Genomic DNA, 17756 nt, shown 5'->3' on the forward strand with positions numbered 1-17756 from the left:
CCACAAACTATTCCGAATCTTCACGATATGGTTTTGATTAGAGGCTATCATAGAGGGTTTGCATCTGCACATCGTCTGGTACGATGGCCAAATACTGGTTAGCCACTTCACGCGCCTTCGTCACATCTCCAGCCTCACGCAACAAATAAACATAGGCTTCGAGGAATTCTGGGTTGTCCTTTAAATCCTCATAGAGCTCTTGGTAGGCTGAGACGGCCTCTTCTGTTTTCTCCAAGGCAGCCAAGGCACGGGCAATGTTCCACCGAGTGACAACTGTTTCGACTTCTTCATTTTGCCAAGTCAAGACTTGGTCAAAGCGTTCCTGTTCCAAATAAAGAGTGGTCAGGCGAAGAGCAATCTCTTCGAGATCATCTGCCACTTCTTTAGCCTCTAATAGATAAGCTTCTGCTTGCTCAGGCTGGTGGAGTTCATAGGAAAGCTGAGAAGCAAGGAGCTTCAATTGGGCATCAAATGGATTCTTCTGGATCCCTTGTTTAGCAATCTCAAGCGCTTTTTCACGGTCATTTTCAGCCTGTAAAGCCAAGGCATAACCGTACTCATAGCCCTCAAAATCAGGCGACAAGGTGTCAAGTTGTTTGTAGTAGATCAGGGCTTTTTGGTATTCTTCTTGATCAGACAATAAGGTCGCCAATTCGTAGGCAATCTGGTCATCAAACTCAATCTCCAGGGCTTTCTCTAAGAAGGGCACAGCCGCTTCAAACTTACCAAGATTGGCATAGGCAAAACCAATCCGTTGATAGGTAGAAATCCCAGTCGCTTCCAAAATCTCCCGATTGTCCAACTGGGCATACTCTTGGATAGCCTCTTGGTAGCGTTCTAATTCCAGATCAATTTCAGCTAACCCTAATTGAATGATCGGATCATCAGACAGACTGGCTGCTTCAACTAATTTTTCACGCGCCACATCTGCAAGACCTTCCAGCTGATAGAGATCTGCCTTGACCAAGAGACTGGCTACATGCCAGTTAGACTCAGGGCCAATTTCTTCTAAATATGCAAAGGCCTCTTCCGTTTGCCCTTCCTCTGCAAGGATGGTTGCCAAACTCAGATATACTTCTGGATAGGTTTCTGCAATCTGTTCATAAACCTCTTTTGCCTGAGGGTAAAAACCAATACTTTCAAGATATTGACCCAAATCCAATAATTGCGCTTCACTATCTTCTAACAAAGCCTGTTGAAATTGAACTTCTGCCTCTTCTAGCTCTTGCCGATCGAGAGCCTCTACCATTTGTTGACTATGACTCACTGTGTGTTTCCTCTTCTATTTCATTGTGTTCTTCATACAAGCCACTGACGACCTTATACCATTCAAAGATAGCTCCGATCACCACCTTAGCAGATGCATAGACTGGAATTCCAAGGAAAACTCCCCAGATTCCAAACATAGATCCTGACGTCAAGAGCACAAATAAAATGGTAATCGGATGGATATTTAACTGGCTTCCCAAAACCAACGGTGATACAAAACGTCCTTCAATGGTTTGCTCCACTGCAAATACGATTAAGACCTTGATAAACATCTCTGGTCCTGCTACCAAGCCTAAGACTAAAGCAGGTAACATGGCTAAGAAACTACCCAAGTAAGGGATCAAATTCAAGATCCCCGCAGAGATCCCCAGTGTCACCGCATAACGTAAGCCAATGATCTTAAAGAAGAGGATAAACATAATGGCGACGACAATGGCTACCGTAATTTGCCCTCGAACATAATTGGAGAGCTGGGTATTGACATCTGAGAGAACTTGTTCAGCCGATTTACGAATCTTAGTCGGTAAGAAGCGAACAATGTGGCCCTTTAAATTTTTTCCATCTCGAAGAAGATAAAAGACAATAAAAGGCATGATGATCAAGGCAACAATGACTTGCGAAGCCACTCCGATCAAGTTGCTGACCCAATTGACAGCCCGCCCAGAGATCGAACTCGCCCAAGAAGTAATGTTTGCAGACAATTCCTTAGTGATCTCATCTAATTGGGGTTTGATATCTGAGGAGACGCGATTATCTAGAAAATCATCGATGGTTGCATTGGCCTTTTCCAAATAAGTTGGCAGGTTATGAAAGAAACTCACCACTTGTCGTTGGACGGATGGAATCACTACAGCTAGACCCCAAATTAAAAGCACTGCAATCAAGAAAAAGACTAAGGAAATCGCAAAAATCCGCTTGAGTCCTTTTCTTTCAAGAAAGTCAACAATAGGGTTAAGCAGGTAATAGAGCAAACCAGAAATAATGACAGGCAGCATGACGGCTCCTGCAAACTCAAAAATAGGAATAAAAATAAAGGTGATTTTACTCAAAACCAAAAGGTTCAAGCCCAACAGCAAGGTAACTAAAAATACGGTAATGGCCTTGTTGTCTAAAAACCATCTAAAAAACCAGGACAAACTAAACTGTTTTTCTTTATTATCCACAGAGAACTCCTTTTCATTTCAATCTGTTTCTATTTTAGCATTTTTTGAGCTTGAAGTTACGAAAAAACTAGCAAAATAAGAAAGAAAGACCCTCCCCTTTTCAACTAGCAATTGCCTTCCAATAGGACCTTTGATATAATAAACCTAACAAATCATACGAGGTGACCTATGTCTCAAACCATTTATTTCGGTACCTATACCAAAAAAGAATCCAAAGGAATTTACAAGGCACAATTTGACCCTGAAACAGGGACATTGAACCATCTGGAACTAGTGGCAGCTGAGCCCAATCCAACCTATATCGCCTTTTCTGAAAAAGGCAACCTCTATAGCGTCGGAGCTGAAGAGGGAAAAGGAGGAATCGCAAGTTTTACAGCTGATTTTCAGCCGCTCAATCACGTTGTTGAAGAGGGGGCTCCACTTTGCTATGTCTCTGTCGATGACAAGCGTCAACTGGTCTATGGAGCCAACTATCACAAAGGCCAAGTTCTCGTATATAAGCTAGAGGCAGATGGACGTTTGTCCTTTGTCGATCAAGACACCCACCAAGGAAGTGGTCCTCATGCCAATCAAGCAAGTCCACATACCCACTATGCAGACCTTACACCAGATCAGTACCTGATCACGTGTGACCTAGGAACAGATAGTTTGCATGTTTATGATGTCAGTGAGGAAGGAAATCTAACCCTGATCAATCAATATCAAACAGCTCCAGGGGCAGGACCTCGTCACCTGGTCTTTCATCCTCACTATAAGACTGCTTATCTCATCAATGAATTAAATGCTACGATCGATGTGCTTTTTTATGACGGTATGGGTGAATTCGAACACTTCCAAACTGTTTCCACACTTCCATCAGACTACGATGGTCAAAAATGGGCTTCTGCGATCAAGCACTCTGCTGATGGAAAATTCCTCTATGCATCTAACCGTGCTCACAATTCCATCGCTGTCTTCAAAGTCGTGGCTGATGGTAGCCTAGAACTCATTGAAATTGTTCCAAGTCAAGGGCTCAATCCACGTGATTTCACGCTTAGTCCTGATCAAAACTATTTGATCGCAGCCCATCAAGATTCACCTAACGCAAGCGTCTTCAAGCGAGATCTAGCTAGTGGAAAATTGACCCTTCTATCTGACGACTTCTATGTTCCAGAAGCCGTTTGTACCGTTTTTCATTAAGTCGTTTTAGTTGTCAAACCTCTAAAAAAATGATTAAATAAATGAGAAAAAGGCACGAGCCTGATTTCATAACTTATATTTTAGGAGATCCAAGCATGAATCCAATGGACTTATTTAACCAAGTGAAAGAAATGATCGAAAAGAAAGATTTCGACGCTGCCAAAAAATTTGTTTATGACAATAAAGACAACCTCGGTGACTACCTTGAACAAGCCAAAGGGCTTGTATCTGGAAATGAAATGGTCAGCGGTGCCTTGGACAAAATCAAAGGCTTGTTCTAATAAGACGATTCCTCAACTATCTAGTTGAGGAATTTTTGTTTACCACAAGCAAAAAAAAATCCTTGAGAAAACTCAAGGATCTTTTTAGTCTAGTAAACTAGATTATTTTTTAAGGTTGTAGAATGATTTCAATCCACGGTATTCAGCTACTTCACCAAGTTGATCTTCGATACGAAGCAATTGGTTGTATTTAGCGATACGGTCTGTACGTGAAAGTGAACCAGTCTTGATTTGTCCTGCGTTTGTTGCAACTGCGATGTCAGCGATTGTTGAATCTTCAGTTTCACCTGAACGGTGTGATACAACGGCAGTGTAACCAGCTTCTTTCGCCATTTCGATAGCATCGAATGTTTCAGTAAGAGTACCGATTTGGTTAACTTTGATAAGGATAGAGTTAGCACATTTTTCTTCGATACCACGTGAAAGGTAGTCAGTGTTTGTTACGAAGAAGTCGTCACCAACCAATTGAACTTTACCACCAAGACGTTCAGTAAGAGCTTTCCAACCGTCCCAGTCGTTTTCATCCATACCATCTTCGATAGTAATGATTGGGTATTTGTTTACCAATTCTTCAAGGTAGTCGATTTGTTCAGCAGCAGTGCGGACAGCAGCTCCTTCACCTTCGAATTTAGTGTAATCGTAAACTTTGCGTTCTTTATCGTAGAATTCTGATGATGCACAGTCAAATCCGATAAATACGTCTTTACCTGGAACATAACCAGCAGCTTCGATAGCAGCGATGATAGTTTCTACACCATCTTCAGTTCCGTCGAAACGAGGAGCGAATCCACCTTCGTCACCAACGGCTGTTTCAAGACCACGACCTTTAAGGATTTTCTTAAGTGCGTGGAAGATTTCAGCACCCCAACGAAGAGCTTCTTTGAATGTTGGTGCACCAGCAGGTACGATCATGAATTCTTGGAAAGCGATTGGAGCATCTGAGTGAGAACCACCGTTGATGATGTTCATCATTGGAGTTGGAAGAACTTTAGTGTTGAAACCACCAAGGTAGCTGTAAAGTGGGATTTCAAGGTAGTCAGCAGCAGCACGAGCTACAGCGATAGACACACCAAGGATTGCGTTTGCTCCCAATTTACCTTTGTTAGGAGTACCGTCAAGAGCGATCATAGCACGGTCGATAGCTTGTTGATCACGTACATCATAGCCGATGATAGCTTCAGCAATAATGTTGTTTACATTGTCAACAGCTTTTTGAGTACCAAGACCACCGTAACGAGATTTGTCACCGTCACGAAGTTCAACTGCTTCGTGTTCACCAGTAGAAGCTCCTGATGGAACCATACCACGTCCATGAGCACCTGATTCAGTATAAACTTCTACTTCAAGTGTTGGGTTACCGCGTGAGTCTAGGACTTCGCGAGCGTAAACATCAGTAATAATTGACATTTCTTACTCTCCTTATTGAGTTATATTTTTTACTCCTCTATCATATCGTAATTAGGCTATTTTTTCAAGAAAAAACAAGGAAATATACGAAAATTGAGAAGTTTTTAACAAGAAAACGGTTCCACTGTCTTATTTTCTTCCATTTCCCCTCCTTTTTTAATTTTTTAACATTCTTCTACTCTTCTACTACGCTTTATGCTATACTAAACTTATGACAGATATTAATAAAACGATTTTAGAAAAAGCTGCTGGTCCTACTCGGTTCAATCCTGATGAACAGCGTCGATTTTTGGAGACTTATGAGGAGCGTGTGATTGCATCATGTACCTTGGAGGAGGCAAGGGACAATCTCTATTTGGAGCACTATTCTTCAATTCTTACGAACATTTCAGAACGCTTTGAACCTGTATTGGTCAAGATTTCGCCTGCCTTGGATGAAAGCAGCCAACTTCAATATTTGAAAAAGACAAAGGATCTTGGTCTTGTGGCAAGCATTGTATCAGATGACTGTCGCCACTCTCCCTTTGGTCTCATCATCCATACTGATCATCCATCTGGAATTTCTCCAACCGATATCAGCCTCCAGTATCCAAATTTGTTTGAAAAGAAAGAAGAGAGCACAGCACCTGAAAAAAAATCATTTTGGAAACGCCTCTTTGGCTAAAGAAAGAACCAATTGAAAAGGAATTTCCTTTTCAATTGGTTTTTTAGTTTGCTTTCATTTTTAAGAGGTTACCAATATTTCGAGCACAGGAAATCAGATTTTTTTCAGCATGAGTGAGTGCATCTGCCACCTCACAAGGACCTGGTACAATAGAGAAAGCAGCCTCAATATGATGACTTGGGAAAGTTGGCAAATCCTCTGCTAAGGCCCCACAAATAGCAAGCACTGGGATCTTCTCTGGTGTTCGTTTGGCTACCCCGACAGGAGCTTTTCCAGACAAAGATTGGAGGTCCATCCTACCTTCTCCCACGACGACCAGATCCGCTTTTTGAACCTTACGATCGAAGTCGATTAGATCCAAACTTTTCTCAATTCCTGAGGAAATCTGACCTCCCGCAAAAGCGACCAAGCCTGCTGCCATGCCACCTCCAGCTCCGGCGCCAGCCATAGACAAGATTCGTGGATCGACTAGCTGATAAAAATCCTCCATAGCTTGATCAACTGCTGGAAACAGAAGGGGATTCAATCCCTTTTGCCCGCCAAAGATATAGGTTGCTCCTTGACTGCCACAGAGAGGATTGGTTACATCCGTTAAGACTTGGAGCTGGATGTCTTCTAAAGCTTTTGGAACCGCACTGGTATCTATTCTAGCCACACGACCGAGCGAAGCCCCGACAGGACGAAGCAGATGGCCTTGATCATCATAGAAGGCTACCCCTAATCCGGCTGCCATCCCAATCCCACCATCATTTGTTGCAGAACCGCCAATTCCCACACAGATCGTTTTAACCCCTTGGTCAACCAATTGCAAAATAAGTTCACCAATTCCTCGTGTTTCCAGTTCAAGAGGATTTCGTTTTTCAGCTGGAATGGAGCCTAAACCGACAAGTGAGGCCATTTCAAAAAAAGCCATCTTATCTTTTTGGTAGTAGGACATTGAAACAGGCTGTCCAAATGGTCCGGTTACTTGAGTTTGGTACTCCGTTACATCCAGAACTCCAGCTAGGGTTTCCATGGTGCCTTCGCCTCCATCCCCAATAGGAAGGAGGTCAAAAGTTGCATCTGGTAGAGCCTCTTGAAATCCATTTTTCAAGGCTTCTGCTACTTGTTTGGCGGATAAGGATTCTTTAAACGAATCCGGTGCTAGTAGGATATGCATACTGTTTCCTTTCTGTGCTGGTCTAGAATTTCAAGAACAAGGCTTAGATCCCTCTTCTCGATACGATATGGGGCTCGCTCAGCGACGATTGGCTTGCCCATAAAGGCAATCCCGACACCAGCTGTTTCAATCATGGGAAGATCATTGGCACCATCTCCCATCGCAATCGTCTGACTTTGTGGGACATGATTTTCTTTCGCCCATGTCAGGAGGGACTCTTTTTTCATTTCAGGAGTCACAATCTCACCGAGGACTTCTCCTGTCAAACGGCCATCAGAAACCTCTAAACGGTTGGCTCGGACCAGATCAATTCCTAAAGACCTCGCGATGGGGTCGATGACTTCATGAAATCCCCCCGAAACAAGACCAACCTTGTAACCTCTTTGATGCAGTTCCGTGATTAAGCTTTCAGCACCCGACGTAACTTCCATATGTTCCAAAATTTTCGGAAAGATAGAGGTCTCTAATCCCTTCAATAAAGCAACACGCGCCTCTAAAGATGCTGCAAAATCCAGCTCCCCATTCATTGCTTGTGCTGTAATCTCTGCCACTTTTTCTCCCACGCCAGCTTCTTGAGCTAGTAGATCAATTCCTTCCTGTCGGATCAAGGTTCCATCTACATCCATAACGAGAAGACCTGTTACTTCTTTCATCGCTTTCCTTTCTTATTTCTCCCTTACTATACAAAAATAGGGTTTAAATTTCAAGTTTCAATGATGATTTGAAGATAAAAAAATGACCTCCTAAAAGGTCATTTTTTGTTATTAGAAGCGAATTTGCTCCCGGGTTTTTTCATAGGAAGTAACAAAGCGATCAGTTACACCAGCTTCTACCATTTCCAAAGCATCTGAGATGACTTTGAAAGAAGCCGCATAGTCATATTCTCTTTCGAAAATATAAAGGGACTCATCAAAGGCTGCCTGTACATGATCATCAAATGAACGGTAACGGTTCGAGTATTGCAACAATTGTTCTGTCAATGTCGCATTTTGAACAATTCGATACGCCGCTTCTTCCAATTCATTCATATCATTGGTCAAGATTTCCAACAAACGATTGGTTGATTCGATGTTGATTTTATCCCCTTCCAACTCATCCATCAAAGCTTCTGTATTGTTACTTGCAGTGAAGAAAATTTCTAAGAATTCTTGAGGAATTCCTGGCAAGTTCCGTTTGTCCATATAGCGTTTAATGGCATGCAAACGGTTGGCATAGATGTTGACTTTTTGGCGAGCATTGGCATCGTCTTTTTCAATTTTTGAAAGGGAATCACTTAAGCCAATTTGCTCATCTTCAATTTCTTTCAAGCGAGCTTCAATAGCTTCTAACTCTTCTTCTACGATAGAATAGGCCTTTTGTGTTTCAGATGAATCTTTCAAGGCATCTTCTACCACATTTTCTTGTGAAGATAGCTCAGCTTCCAACTCTTTTAACTGTTGGCTGAAGCTTTCATTCAAGACAAATGTTTTACCGAGACGTTCCACTTCTGCCGCAAGCTTGCTATTGTTATCTTTAGCATGTTTCAAATAGCCAGGCAGTTGTTTCACTAACTTCTTCACAACTTTTTGTGATTCAATTTCACGAGTAAAGATGTGATACAATGCATCGATTTCTTCTTGAATTTGTTCATTTTCGTAAATGGCATTGTCCAATTCAAGGGCAGATACATTTGCCATATTGTTCTTCAAAGAAGCATGCAACTGTTGGAAACGAGATTCAATATCTGTTTCAGTGAAGTGGTATCCAGATTCCAAAAGCTTGCGGTAGCCACTTTCCAAATCCTCTAATTGATCAGGAAGTCTTGTTTGAAGAGCAGTGACAATTTCTGGCACTCCCTCAACAATTTGTTTTAAGGCTACAATATGATTTTCAGCTGTATCAAGGATTTCAGCCGCTTCAACAGGGTCACCTGAAGAATTCAAGGTTACAAATTGTGAAAACTCAGATTGAATATTTCCAATTTGTTTTTCAATTTCAGGAAGTGCACTGCCATAACGATCTGGGTCTGAAGTGACTTCTTTTTGAAGTTTCTCAAACATATCCAAGGCATGAACCACACGTCCGCTATTCTTTTGTTCCTGCTCTTCCAGATCAGAAAGGGCTTTGCGAATCGCCTTGATATCTTCGTCGATCAATTGGATCTGACTTTCGATATTATCAATGGCTTGTTTAGCTTTCATGAAACGGAAAGAATTGTTATAGCCTTCCGCTTCAAACAGATTGTTTTCAATATCAGCAAATGAATTTAAGGATAAATCTACCCATTTTTGATTCCATTCACGAAATGCAACTTGACTTTGACCAATCAAATGCATGTTTTTTACGGCCTCTACTTCATCGTTGACCGGAAGGTTGTATAACTTTTCTTTTCGTTCTTCCAGTGCTGCCAGTAAGGCTTCATTTCGTTTTCTCAAAATGACTGCAACCACATATCCTACAATCAAGATAAGGGCGACAATAAAGATGAGAACAATTAGTCCACTAGACATATAAAAACTCCTTCATCGTATTACTTGAACGTAATCCTAGTAATTATACCATAAAATATCCATTAATGGGAAGCGTTCGGTGAATTTTATACATCGAGTGTACTATATTCAGCGTTTTCTTCGATAAATTCACGACGTGGTTCCACGCGGTCCCCCATCAACATATCAAAGATCTTATCTGCTTCCGCAGCATCGTCTACTGATACTCGTGCCATCAAGCGATGTTCTGGATTCATGGTTGTTTCCCATAATTGGTGATCATCCATTTCTCCAAGACCTTTATAGCGTTGGATGGTTGGTTTTGAGCGACCTTCTGAATAACGTTCCAAAGCTGCAGCTAATTCGGCTTCTTGGTTGGCACCAGGTTGGATATATTCTTTGATTTCACTACCGACTTTGACCCCATAGATTGGTGGTTGCGCAATATAAACATATCCCGCTTCCAAGACTGGTTTCATATAGCGATAGATCAAAGTCAATAGAAGGGTTCGGATATGAGCGCCATCGACATCGGCATCGGTCATGATGACTAATTTTTGATAACGCGCTTTTGTAACATCAAATTCGGCACCAAATCCAGTTCCCATAGCAGTAAATAAACTACGAATCTCTTCATTGGCTAGAATTTTGTCCATACTTGCTTTTTCAACGTTCAAGATCTTACCACGGATTGGTAAAATCGCTTGGAATTCCCGATTTCGACCAGATTTTGCAGATCCACCGGCTGAATCCCCTTCGACGATAAAGAGTTCTGTTTCTTGTGGATTATTTGAAGAGCAATCTGCCAATTTACCAGGTAGGTTGGAAATCTCAAGCCCTGATTTCTTACGGGTCACCTCACGCGCTCGCTTAGCAGCTACGCGAGCTTTCGCAGCTAAAATCCCTTTTTCGACGATTTTCTTAGCAATTTGCGGATTTTCCAAAAGGAAATCAGAAAAGGCATCACTAAAGAGTCGATTGGTAATCTTAACAACTTCTGAATTTCCAAGTTTAGTCTTGGTTTGTCCTTCAAACTGTGGATTTGGATGTTTAACCGAGATCACTGCTGTTAAGCCTTCTCGAACATCTTCCCCAGTTAGATTGTCTTCGTTTTCTTTTAAGAGTTTATTTTTCTTAGCATAATCATTGATCACACGAGTGAGAGCTGTACGGAAGCCCTGTTCATGCGTTCCACCTTCATGGGTATGAATGTTATTCGCAAAACTCATGACCGTCTCATGGTAGCCTGTGGTATATTGCATAGCTACTTCAACGGTAATATCATCCATTTCACCATCTGTGTAGATTGGTTTTTCAAAGATGACATCTTTGTTTTCATTGATGTATTCGACGTAACTAGAGATCCCACCTTCGTAGTGGTAATGCTTTTCTTGCTCCAGGCCTTCTCGCTTATCCGTCAAAGAAATACGCAAGCCACGATTCAAAAAGGCTAATTCTTGAATCCGTTTATTTAATTTTTCAAAATCATACTCGGTGGTTTCCGTGAAGATTTCTGGGTCTGGAATAAAGTGGACGGTTGTTCCTGTGCGGTCTGTTTCTCCAATGATCTTTAAATCATCTACAACATGTCCGCGTCGATATTCTTGGTAATGGATACTGCCATTTTTATAGACACGAACATCGAGGGATGTGGAGAGGGCATTTACTACGGAAGATCCTACCCCGTGAAGACCACCAGAAACCTTGTAGCCACCTCCGCCGAATTTTCCTCCGGCGTGAAGCACGGTAAAGACAGTTTCAACGGCAGGTCGACCTGTCTTTTCTTGGATATCCACTGGGATCCCACGACCATCATCGACAACCGTGATCGAATTATCTGCTTCAATGAAAACTTCAATATGGCTAGCAAAACCAGCTAAGGCTTCGTCAATCGAGTTATCTACGATTTCCCAGACCAGATGATGAAGACCTTCTTTTGAGGTAGAACCAATATACATCCCCGGACGCATCCGAACGGCTTCTAGTCCTTCCAAGACCTGAATCTGACTGGCATCATATTCTTGCGCCTGAATTTCTTGCTGTTTATCCTCTGTCATAATTTCCCTTTTCTATTCAAATATAAACTGGTGTAAGTGGGGCATGGTATCAAATAAATATGTTGTCAGCCCTGCCGTCTTCCCAGCTTCTATATCGATCGGACGATCTCCAATGACCAGACCATCTTGAATGCTATATTTTTCTTTCAAATAGAGCATCGAGGTTGGATCTGGCTTGCGAGGAAAGCCCTCGTCTGCTGTTACAATCTCAGTAAAGAAGGGAGCAATGCCCGTCTGATCAATAAGGGTCAAAACTTGGCGATCTCGATGAGATACCAAAAAATGACGTCCTCCATGTGCTTGAATCTCTTCTAGTAACTCTTTTGCTCCATCAAATAAAACCGGATCTTGCAAACCTAAGGCTTCTTTTTTCTTGTATTCCGTACGAAAATTAGGAATATGAGGCGCAAAGGTATGGATTGCATCCTGTGTTGAGATTTTTAACGCTGCATAAACAGAATCATGATCGGCTTGGATATGAAAGTCCTTCAATGTCGCTACAAAGGCATTTGTGGACGTTTCGTAATTATCCAATAGCGTCCCACCAAGATCCCATATAAAATCATGATAATTCATAGTCAATATTATACCACAAATGGACAAAAAAAATAAGCTAAAACCCTCATTTAGGGGGGATTTTAGCCATTTTTTACGGTCATTTCATCTTAAATCAAATAAAACTCATTTCACACTATAAAAAGTGATCTATCACCAGAAACCGTTGTGTCCAAAAGAGCCCTTTTATGCACCTCCAAAGACATCCTGATAGAGCATTCCTTGCCGAAGGCTTTGGGCATCTCCTCCAAAATGATCCACCAAGGCATAAGCTAAGGCTAGGGCTGTTGAAGGACCACGACTGGTGAGAAGATTACCGTCTTTCACCACTGTTTCTTTCTGATAATGGCCATCTTGAATCTCTTCTTCAAAGCCATCGTAACACGTATAGTGTTTATCTTTTAAGAGACCTGCACGCGCCAAAACAATGGGAGCGGCACAAATTGCAGAGATGGTTTTTCCTTTGCCACTTTCTTCCTGAAGAGCTGTGATCAATTCTGCATTATCCCTCAAATTCGCTGCTCCTGGCATCCCACCTGGTAAGAAGATTCCATCATAATCTGAAAGATCTCCATTCCAAAGGCGATCTACTTCCACTGTAATTTGGTGAGAACCTGTGACTGTTTCTTCCATGCCAATGAGGTCGCAGTCAATCCCAGCACGTCTCAAAACATCGACAATGGTCAAGGCTTCAATTTCTTCAAAACCGTTTGCTAAAATCGTTGCTACTTTTTTCATTTTCATTCCTTCTTTCTAACTATTGCGCCTTTTTAAGGACTACTTTTTTACGGATTGGAACCTCTTCTTCTGGTCCTTTCTTTTTACTACTATGATTATATATTGAGAGTACTAGACCAATACCAATCAGATTACTAATAATAGAGGAACCTCCTTGTGAGATAAAGGGGAGAGGAATCCCCGTCAAGGGGAGAAGGCCCGTTACCGCTCCGACATTTTCAAAAATATGAAAGACCAGCATCATGATAAATCCGATGGAAATATAGGTATAAAATTGGTTATTGGACTGGAGGGTAATTTTTAAAATGCGGTAAATCAGGGTCACATATAAAATCAACAGCACCAGAGCTCCAACAAAGCCAAAGTCTTCTGCGACGACCGTAAAAATCATATCGCTTTCCCGTACGGGAACCAATAAATTGGAGACATTAAAGCCTTGCCCAAAGAGACCACCACTAGCAATAGCTAGCTGTCCTTGTGCCTGCTGGTAGGTGGTGGTTTGTGCATAGTCAAAAGGATTTAACCAGGCTAAAATACGGTTCATCTGATAGGTTGGCATCCCGACTTGCTGGTGCAGAAAAGCCCGTCCCCCTTCTGAAAGAAAGAGGAAGAGAAAGCCTGCTAACCCACCTGCTAGAAGCAAGATGACCGGCAAAATAATTTTCCAGGAAACTCCTGAAACGAGCACTAAGCCCGCAAAGATGGCCAAGAATACTAAGGCCGTTCCCAAGTCCTGCTGGAGAGCCAATAAGGCAAAGACCGGAATCGTATAGATGGTCAACTCTAGAATCAAAAACCAATCTTGTCGTAATAATCGCTCACGCCCCTTATTTCTTTGCAAAAATCGGACAATAGAGCGTGACAGCATCAGGATGAAGGGGATCTTCATAAATTCTGAGGGCTGAAACAAGGTGATGTTCCCATAAGCCACCCAGTTTTTAGCTCCTGTTGAAGCTACCAAGTTGGGATTATAAAAAACAAGGGGAAGAACCATCAAGGCCAGGCCAAGCAGGTAAAGAAAGGGAGTGATTTTCCAAAGAAATTTCGTGCTAAAAATCGTCACAATCAGGCAAATGACGCATCCCACACCAATCCAGGCCAATTGCTGCCCTAAAAAAGGCCACACCATTTGGGGATAGTCATGAGAAACTGCTACATAAACAGATAAAATCCCAATCATGAGAAGGGCGAAGACAATCCCAATGATCGAATAATCCAGGTGAATCGTCCAAAAATGATGTTTCTTCATTCACGTTCCTTTCTGTGAGAATCATCAAATCAATTAATAGAACAACATTTGTAGAATCAAGCTAGATCCTGCTACACAAAACCAAGCAATCAACCCTACTAGAAGGGGGGCTGCTCCTGCTGCACGGAACTGTTTCCAAGAAACCTTGCTTCCGATTCCGACCAAGGCCATGGCCATAAAGAGGTGAGAAAGGTCCTTTAGGTAAGGAAGAACCACTTTGGGTACCAAGCCGATAGATGAAAGAATAGAAGCCACAATAAACCAAATGATGAACCAAGGAATAATTTTCTTTAACATTCCTTTGTTTCTTCCTTGTTGCTTGCTCCGATACCATTTTAAACCGATCAAGCCCAAACAAACTGGTACAATCATCAGGGCGCGTGTCAACTTAACAATTGTAGCCATTTCACCCGCAGCCTTACTGTAGGAAAATGCTGCTGCTACAACTGATGACGTATCGTTAATAGCTGTTCCTGACCAGAGGCCAAATTGAAAATTAGACATATGCCATACATGCCCTAATACTGGAAAGATAAAGACAGCCAAAATGTTGAAGAAGAAGATGGTTGACATAGATAAGGCAATTTCCTCTTCATCAGCTTCAATGATCGGCGCTGCTGCTGCGATAGCAGATCCACCACAAATAGCTGTTCCAAACCCAATTAAGGTCCGTAGGTGAGATTTCAGATGGAAGACTTTCCCAAAGATCATCGCTGCAAGAAAGGCAACTGTTATCGTTGGCAGACTAATCTTCAAAGAAGACAAGCCTGTAGAGGCAACCGTCGCAATCGGCAAGCTAAATCCCATGAAGATAATCGAATACTGCAACAATTTCTTACCGGACCAGTTCAAGCCTGGTCGTGAATTCTCCGGCAAATCCACAAATTCATTAAGGACAATTCCTAAAATTAAGGCAAAAACACTGGAGCCAATAATGGGAAAGAAAGTTCCCAACAACATAGCACAAAGTGCCAGTACAAATGCAATTGCAAGTCCAAATCCTTTATTTTTCATTTTCTCAATTCCTTTCAAAAAAGTCAGCTGCTTGCTCAACAAGCCGCTCTCTCAATGTCGTGTGAAGGGGCAACACTTGTTGCAAACCATCCAAAATTTGTTTTCCATATCGCTTGGTTACCACCCGCTGATCTAATAAAAGCACCAAAGATTCCTGATCTTGAAAACGGCTGGTTCTCCCAATAGCCTGTTTAAGTCTTAAAATCGCGACTGGAAGACTATAGTCATAAAAGGGATTTTTCCCCTGTTCTCTGAGTTTTGTATTCAGCTTTTGAACCATATAATCTTTAGGATTGTCAAAAGGAAGGCGCGTGATGATTTGAATCACTTCTTTTTGTTGGGAGAAATCGACTCCCTCCCAGAAGCTTCCCGTCCCCAATAAAATAGAGCTTTCTCCTCTGTCAAATCGTCGCTTAATATTAGCTGCATCACCATTTCGATACTGGGCCAAGTGGGGAAACTTCAATGCGTTTGACGTCTCCAGTAACAATTCTTTTGAAGTAAACAAAAGAAAAATTGGCTTTCGTAAAGGAAGGAGTTCACCGACGAGCTGACAAATCTCCCCTGCGTACTCCACTGAAGATAAAGAAACAACATCTGGGAAATCTATCGGCACCAACAATTCCTGGTGTTGTTTGACTGTTATTGGCACCCAGTAGATTTGCTGCTTTTGGTATCCTAAAAGAGCAGGTAAATGCACCTTTTTACTGATAGCGATCGTCGCTGATACAAAGAGCACGGTCACTTCTTCAGGTACAAATTCCTTAAAGGATAGCAAGTCCTCCACTCCTCCATGAAGACGAAGAATCTGGTGGCTTTCAACCACTTCTTTGTCTATCCAAAAGGTTTGGTAGCGCTCATCAAACAATTCCTTTAGATTCTCTAGGGATTCGGTTTTCAATTCCGATACATCCTGCCGAATTTTTGCTACCGTTTGATCAGATAAGATCGCTGTTTTTCCTTGTACAACTTCCTTAGAGCAGGCATTTAACTCAAATTGAATACTCTCCAGCAAACGCCTTTGCAAAAGATCTTTTTCCTCTTCGATGGCGTGTTGCAAGCCTAGAAGAAGAGATTGCAAGTTTTCTTCTCTCTGTGAAAACTGCTCTAAAGCAAAGAAGAGTTTTTGCGCTTCATCCACTACCAGAACAGATTCTTGAAGTAGACTCTTATCATCTTCTAGACGAGTTAACAGATAGGCATGATTGGTCAGAATTACCCGGCTGGTTTTCACTTTTTCCTGGCCGAGACGCCAAAAATCTTCCTGATAAAAAAGTGAACGTTTCGACAATTGGCCATCGTGGCATATTTCAGATACAAAATGAAGATGACGATAGAGTTGACCAATTTCACTGAACTCTCCCGTTTCCGTCATCGTTAGCCAAACCAACAGTTGCATTTTAAAGCGTCGAATCATCCCATTATCTGACTCACTCTGTAAGGCCTGATAAAATTTATCGAGTTGGATGTAATCCTTGGGACTTTTCAGGCTATGAAAGGGAATTTGGAAAAGATCTTGGATGGTCTTTCCTTCCTTCTTCATAATTTGATCCTGAAGAATTTTAGTTGGAACACTGACAAGAATGCGCTTGGAGGTCTTCGCCAAAAGCGTTAATAGATAGGCATAGGTCTTCCCGATACCCGTTGGCGCTTCAATAAAACTCGGAAGTGGCCGTTGCAAACTGTCCTCGATATAGGCAACAAATTCTCTCTGCTCCGGATAAGCTTCCATTCCCAACAACTGCATATTGAGTTCAAACTGTTCAGACAAATAGTGACTTTCTAAGAACTGCTGTGGCTTTCGCAGGTAGAGTCCATGAACTTCTACTAAATGAGCTGGTAAAAAAAGACTACTGTCTTCAAGCGCATCTTCTATTAAGAGTCGCGATTCATAAATCAAACAATCTGCCATCGAAAGAAGTTTTTCGATCAATCCTCTTGGTAAGCTCGCAATTTTCTCTCTCAATTTCAACAGCAGCTGGGCTGTCGCCATGGCATCCGCTAGAGCGGAGTGAGCATGGTACAACTCAATTTCCAGTTCAGCCGCAAGCGCTCCTAAATTGTAGCGTTCTAAAGTCGGATAGAAAATTTGAGACAATTCAACCGTATCAATCCGAGGAGTCGTTAGCTCAAATCCTTCCCAAAAGAGGGCTTCTGCCAATAAATTCGCATCAAATTTGACATTATGGGCCACAAAGACGGCATCTTCTATTAATTCAAAAATTTCTTTTGCCACTTGTGCAAACTCTGGAGCTTTTTTCAAGCGAGCATCTGTCAGGCCAGTCAATTGTTTGATATGCTCATCCAATCGTTCATGGGGATTCACATCCGTCTCATAGGATTGCGTAATCCTCCCATCTTCGACGATGACAATCCCAACCTGAATGATCTTAGCATTGCTTCCAGCACTGGTCGCTTCCAGGTCCACAATGGCATATTTCCGTTTCTGTCTTGTCATAATACTTAAAATTATATCACGTTTGAGCAAGCTCTGCAGATTTTTTTCTCCTTTCATGCTGACTTCAATCCTGTTATTTTCCTCGCAATTTGATA

General features: G+C 42.0%; 15 protein-coding genes. 3 read left to right on the forward strand and 12 right to left on the reverse strand.

What is annotated here, in order from left to right; genetic code table 11:
• Positions 1-37: 37 nt before the first annotated feature.
• Together TZ97_RS05385 and TZ97_RS05390 are read right to left on the reverse strand one after the other, a co-directional pair.
• Positions 38-1267, reverse strand: a complete 1230-nt coding sequence (locus TZ97_RS05385; RefSeq protein ID WP_045759655.1) for a tetratricopeptide repeat protein — start codon at positions 1265-1267, stop codon at positions 38-40.
• Positions 1257-2432, reverse strand: a complete 1176-nt coding sequence (locus TZ97_RS05390) for an AI-2E family transporter (RefSeq protein ID WP_045759656.1) — start codon at positions 2430-2432, stop codon at positions 1257-1259. The genes TZ97_RS05385 and TZ97_RS05390 overlap by 11 nt, the downstream gene beginning before the upstream one ends.
• A gap of 168 nt (positions 2433-2600) precedes the next feature.
• Here TZ97_RS05390 and TZ97_RS05395 point away from each other — a divergent pair, with 168 nt between their 5' ends.
• Together TZ97_RS05395 and TZ97_RS05400 are read left to right on the forward strand one after the other, a co-directional pair.
• Entirely contained in the window at positions 2601-3611 is a 1011-nt protein-coding gene (locus TZ97_RS05395) for a lactonase family protein (protein ID WP_045759657.1), read from the forward strand.
• A gap of 95 nt (positions 3612-3706) precedes the next feature.
• Positions 3707-3892, forward strand: coding sequence for a hypothetical protein (locus TZ97_RS05400; protein WP_045759658.1), 186 nt, complete (start codon positions 3707-3709; stop codon positions 3890-3892).
• Positions 3893-3994: 102 nt separating this feature from the next.
• Here the strand turns inward: TZ97_RS05400 and eno are convergent, their stop codons facing one another.
• Positions 3995-5299, reverse strand: coding sequence for a surface-displayed alpha-enolase (gene eno / locus TZ97_RS05405; RefSeq protein ID WP_021153554.1), 1305 nt, complete (start codon positions 5297-5299; stop codon positions 3995-3997).
• A 211-nt stretch (positions 5300-5510) separates the two neighbouring features.
• Here eno and TZ97_RS05410 point away from each other — a divergent pair, with 211 nt between their 5' ends.
• A complete protein-coding gene (locus TZ97_RS05410; protein ID WP_045759659.1) occupies positions 5511-5963 on the forward strand; it encodes a DUF1694 domain-containing protein in 453 nt (150 codons plus the stop codon).
• Between the two features lie 43 nt (positions 5964-6006).
• Here TZ97_RS05410 and TZ97_RS05415 read toward each other — a convergent pair whose 3' ends face one another.
• The 9 genes from TZ97_RS05415 to TZ97_RS05455 form a co-directional block, all read right to left on the reverse strand.
• Positions 6007-7122, reverse strand: coding sequence for a glycerate kinase (locus tag TZ97_RS05415; RefSeq protein ID WP_045759660.1), 1116 nt, complete (start codon positions 7120-7122; stop codon positions 6007-6009).
• A complete protein-coding gene (gene serB / locus TZ97_RS05420) occupies positions 7107-7775 on the reverse strand; it encodes a phosphoserine phosphatase SerB (RefSeq protein WP_045759661.1) in 669 nt (222 codons plus the stop codon). Before serB ends, TZ97_RS05415 begins: the two co-directional genes overlap by 16 nt.
• Positions 7776-7886: 111 nt before the next feature.
• On the reverse strand, positions 7887-9611 hold the full coding sequence (gene ezrA, locus TZ97_RS05425; RefSeq protein ID WP_045759662.1) for a septation ring formation regulator EzrA: 1725 nt from the start codon (positions 9609-9611) through the stop codon (positions 7887-7889).
• An 86-nt stretch (positions 9612-9697) separates the two neighbouring features.
• Positions 9698-11647 carry a DNA topoisomerase (ATP-hydrolyzing) subunit B gene (gene gyrB, locus TZ97_RS05430; RefSeq protein ID WP_045759663.1) on the reverse strand — a complete coding sequence of 650 codons (1950 nt, stop codon included), beginning with the start codon at positions 11645-11647 and terminating at the stop codon, positions 9698-9700.
• A 12-nt stretch (positions 11648-11659) separates the two neighbouring features.
• Positions 11660-12223, reverse strand: a complete 564-nt coding sequence (locus TZ97_RS05435; RefSeq protein WP_045759664.1) for an HAD-IA family hydrolase — start codon at positions 12221-12223, stop codon at positions 11660-11662.
• Between the two features lie 165 nt (positions 12224-12388).
• Positions 12389-12940, reverse strand: coding sequence for a DJ-1 family glyoxalase III (locus TZ97_RS05440; RefSeq protein WP_045759665.1), 552 nt, complete (start codon positions 12938-12940; stop codon positions 12389-12391).
• Positions 12941-12959: 19 nt separating this feature from the next.
• Positions 12960-14189 (reverse strand): FtsW/RodA/SpoVE family cell cycle protein, encoded by a 1230-nt coding sequence (locus TZ97_RS05445; protein WP_045759666.1) that lies wholly within the window; start codon positions 14187-14189, stop codon positions 12960-12962.
• 33 nt (positions 14190-14222) lie between these two features.
• Positions 14223-15203: a YeiH family protein gene (locus TZ97_RS05450; protein WP_045759667.1), complete on the reverse strand. Its 981-nt coding sequence runs from the start codon at positions 15201-15203 to the stop codon at positions 14223-14225.
• Positions 15204-15207: 4 nt separating this feature from the next.
• Positions 15208-17661, reverse strand: coding sequence for a bifunctional DnaQ family exonuclease/ATP-dependent helicase (locus tag TZ97_RS05455; RefSeq protein WP_045760201.1), 2454 nt, complete (start codon positions 17659-17661; stop codon positions 15208-15210).
• Positions 17662-17756: the final 95 nt, after the last annotated feature.

It is taken from the genome of Streptococcus parasanguinis (genome assembly GCF_000963275.1).
Lineage (GTDB): Bacteria > Bacillota > Bacilli > Lactobacillales > Streptococcaceae > Streptococcus > Streptococcus parasanguinis_B.

Coding starts and splice junctions, on each gene's coding strand:
- TZ97_RS05395 (WP_045759657.1), top strand. CDS start 2,601: ATGTCTCAAACCATTTATTTCGGTACCTATACCAAAAAAGAATCCAAA.
- TZ97_RS05400 (WP_045759658.1), top strand. CDS start 3,707: ATGAATCCAATGGACTTATTTAACCAAGTGAAAGAAATGATCGAAAAG.
- eno (WP_021153554.1), bottom strand. CDS start 5,299: ATGTCAATTATTACTGATGTTTACGCTCGCGAAGTCCTAGACTCACGC.
- TZ97_RS05410 (WP_045759659.1), top strand. CDS start 5,511: ATGACAGATATTAATAAAACGATTTTAGAAAAAGCTGCTGGTCCTACT.
- TZ97_RS05415 (WP_045759660.1), bottom strand. CDS start 7,122: ATGCATATCCTACTAGCACCGGATTCGTTTAAAGAATCCTTATCCGCC.
- serB (WP_045759661.1), bottom strand. CDS start 7,775: ATGAAAGAAGTAACAGGTCTTCTCGTTATGGATGTAGATGGAACCTTG.
- ezrA (WP_045759662.1), bottom strand. CDS start 9,611: ATGTCTAGTGGACTAATTGTTCTCATCTTTATTGTCGCCCTTATCTTG.
- gyrB (WP_045759663.1), bottom strand. CDS start 11,647: ATGACAGAGGATAAACAGCAAGAAATTCAGGCGCAAGAATATGATGCC.
- TZ97_RS05435 (WP_045759664.1), bottom strand. CDS start 12,223: ATGAATTATCATGATTTTATATGGGATCTTGGTGGGACGCTATTGGAT.
- TZ97_RS05440 (WP_045759665.1), bottom strand. CDS start 12,940: ATGAAAAAAGTAGCAACGATTTTAGCAAACGGTTTTGAAGAAATTGAA.
- TZ97_RS05445 (WP_045759666.1), bottom strand. CDS start 14,189: ATGAAGAAACATCATTTTTGGACGATTCACCTGGATTATTCGATCATT.
- TZ97_RS05450 (WP_045759667.1), bottom strand. CDS start 15,203: ATGAAAAATAAAGGATTTGGACTTGCAATTGCATTTGTACTGGCACTT.
- TZ97_RS05455 (WP_045760201.1), bottom strand. CDS start 17,661: ATGACAAGACAGAAACGGAAATATGCCATTGTGGACCTGGAAGCGACC.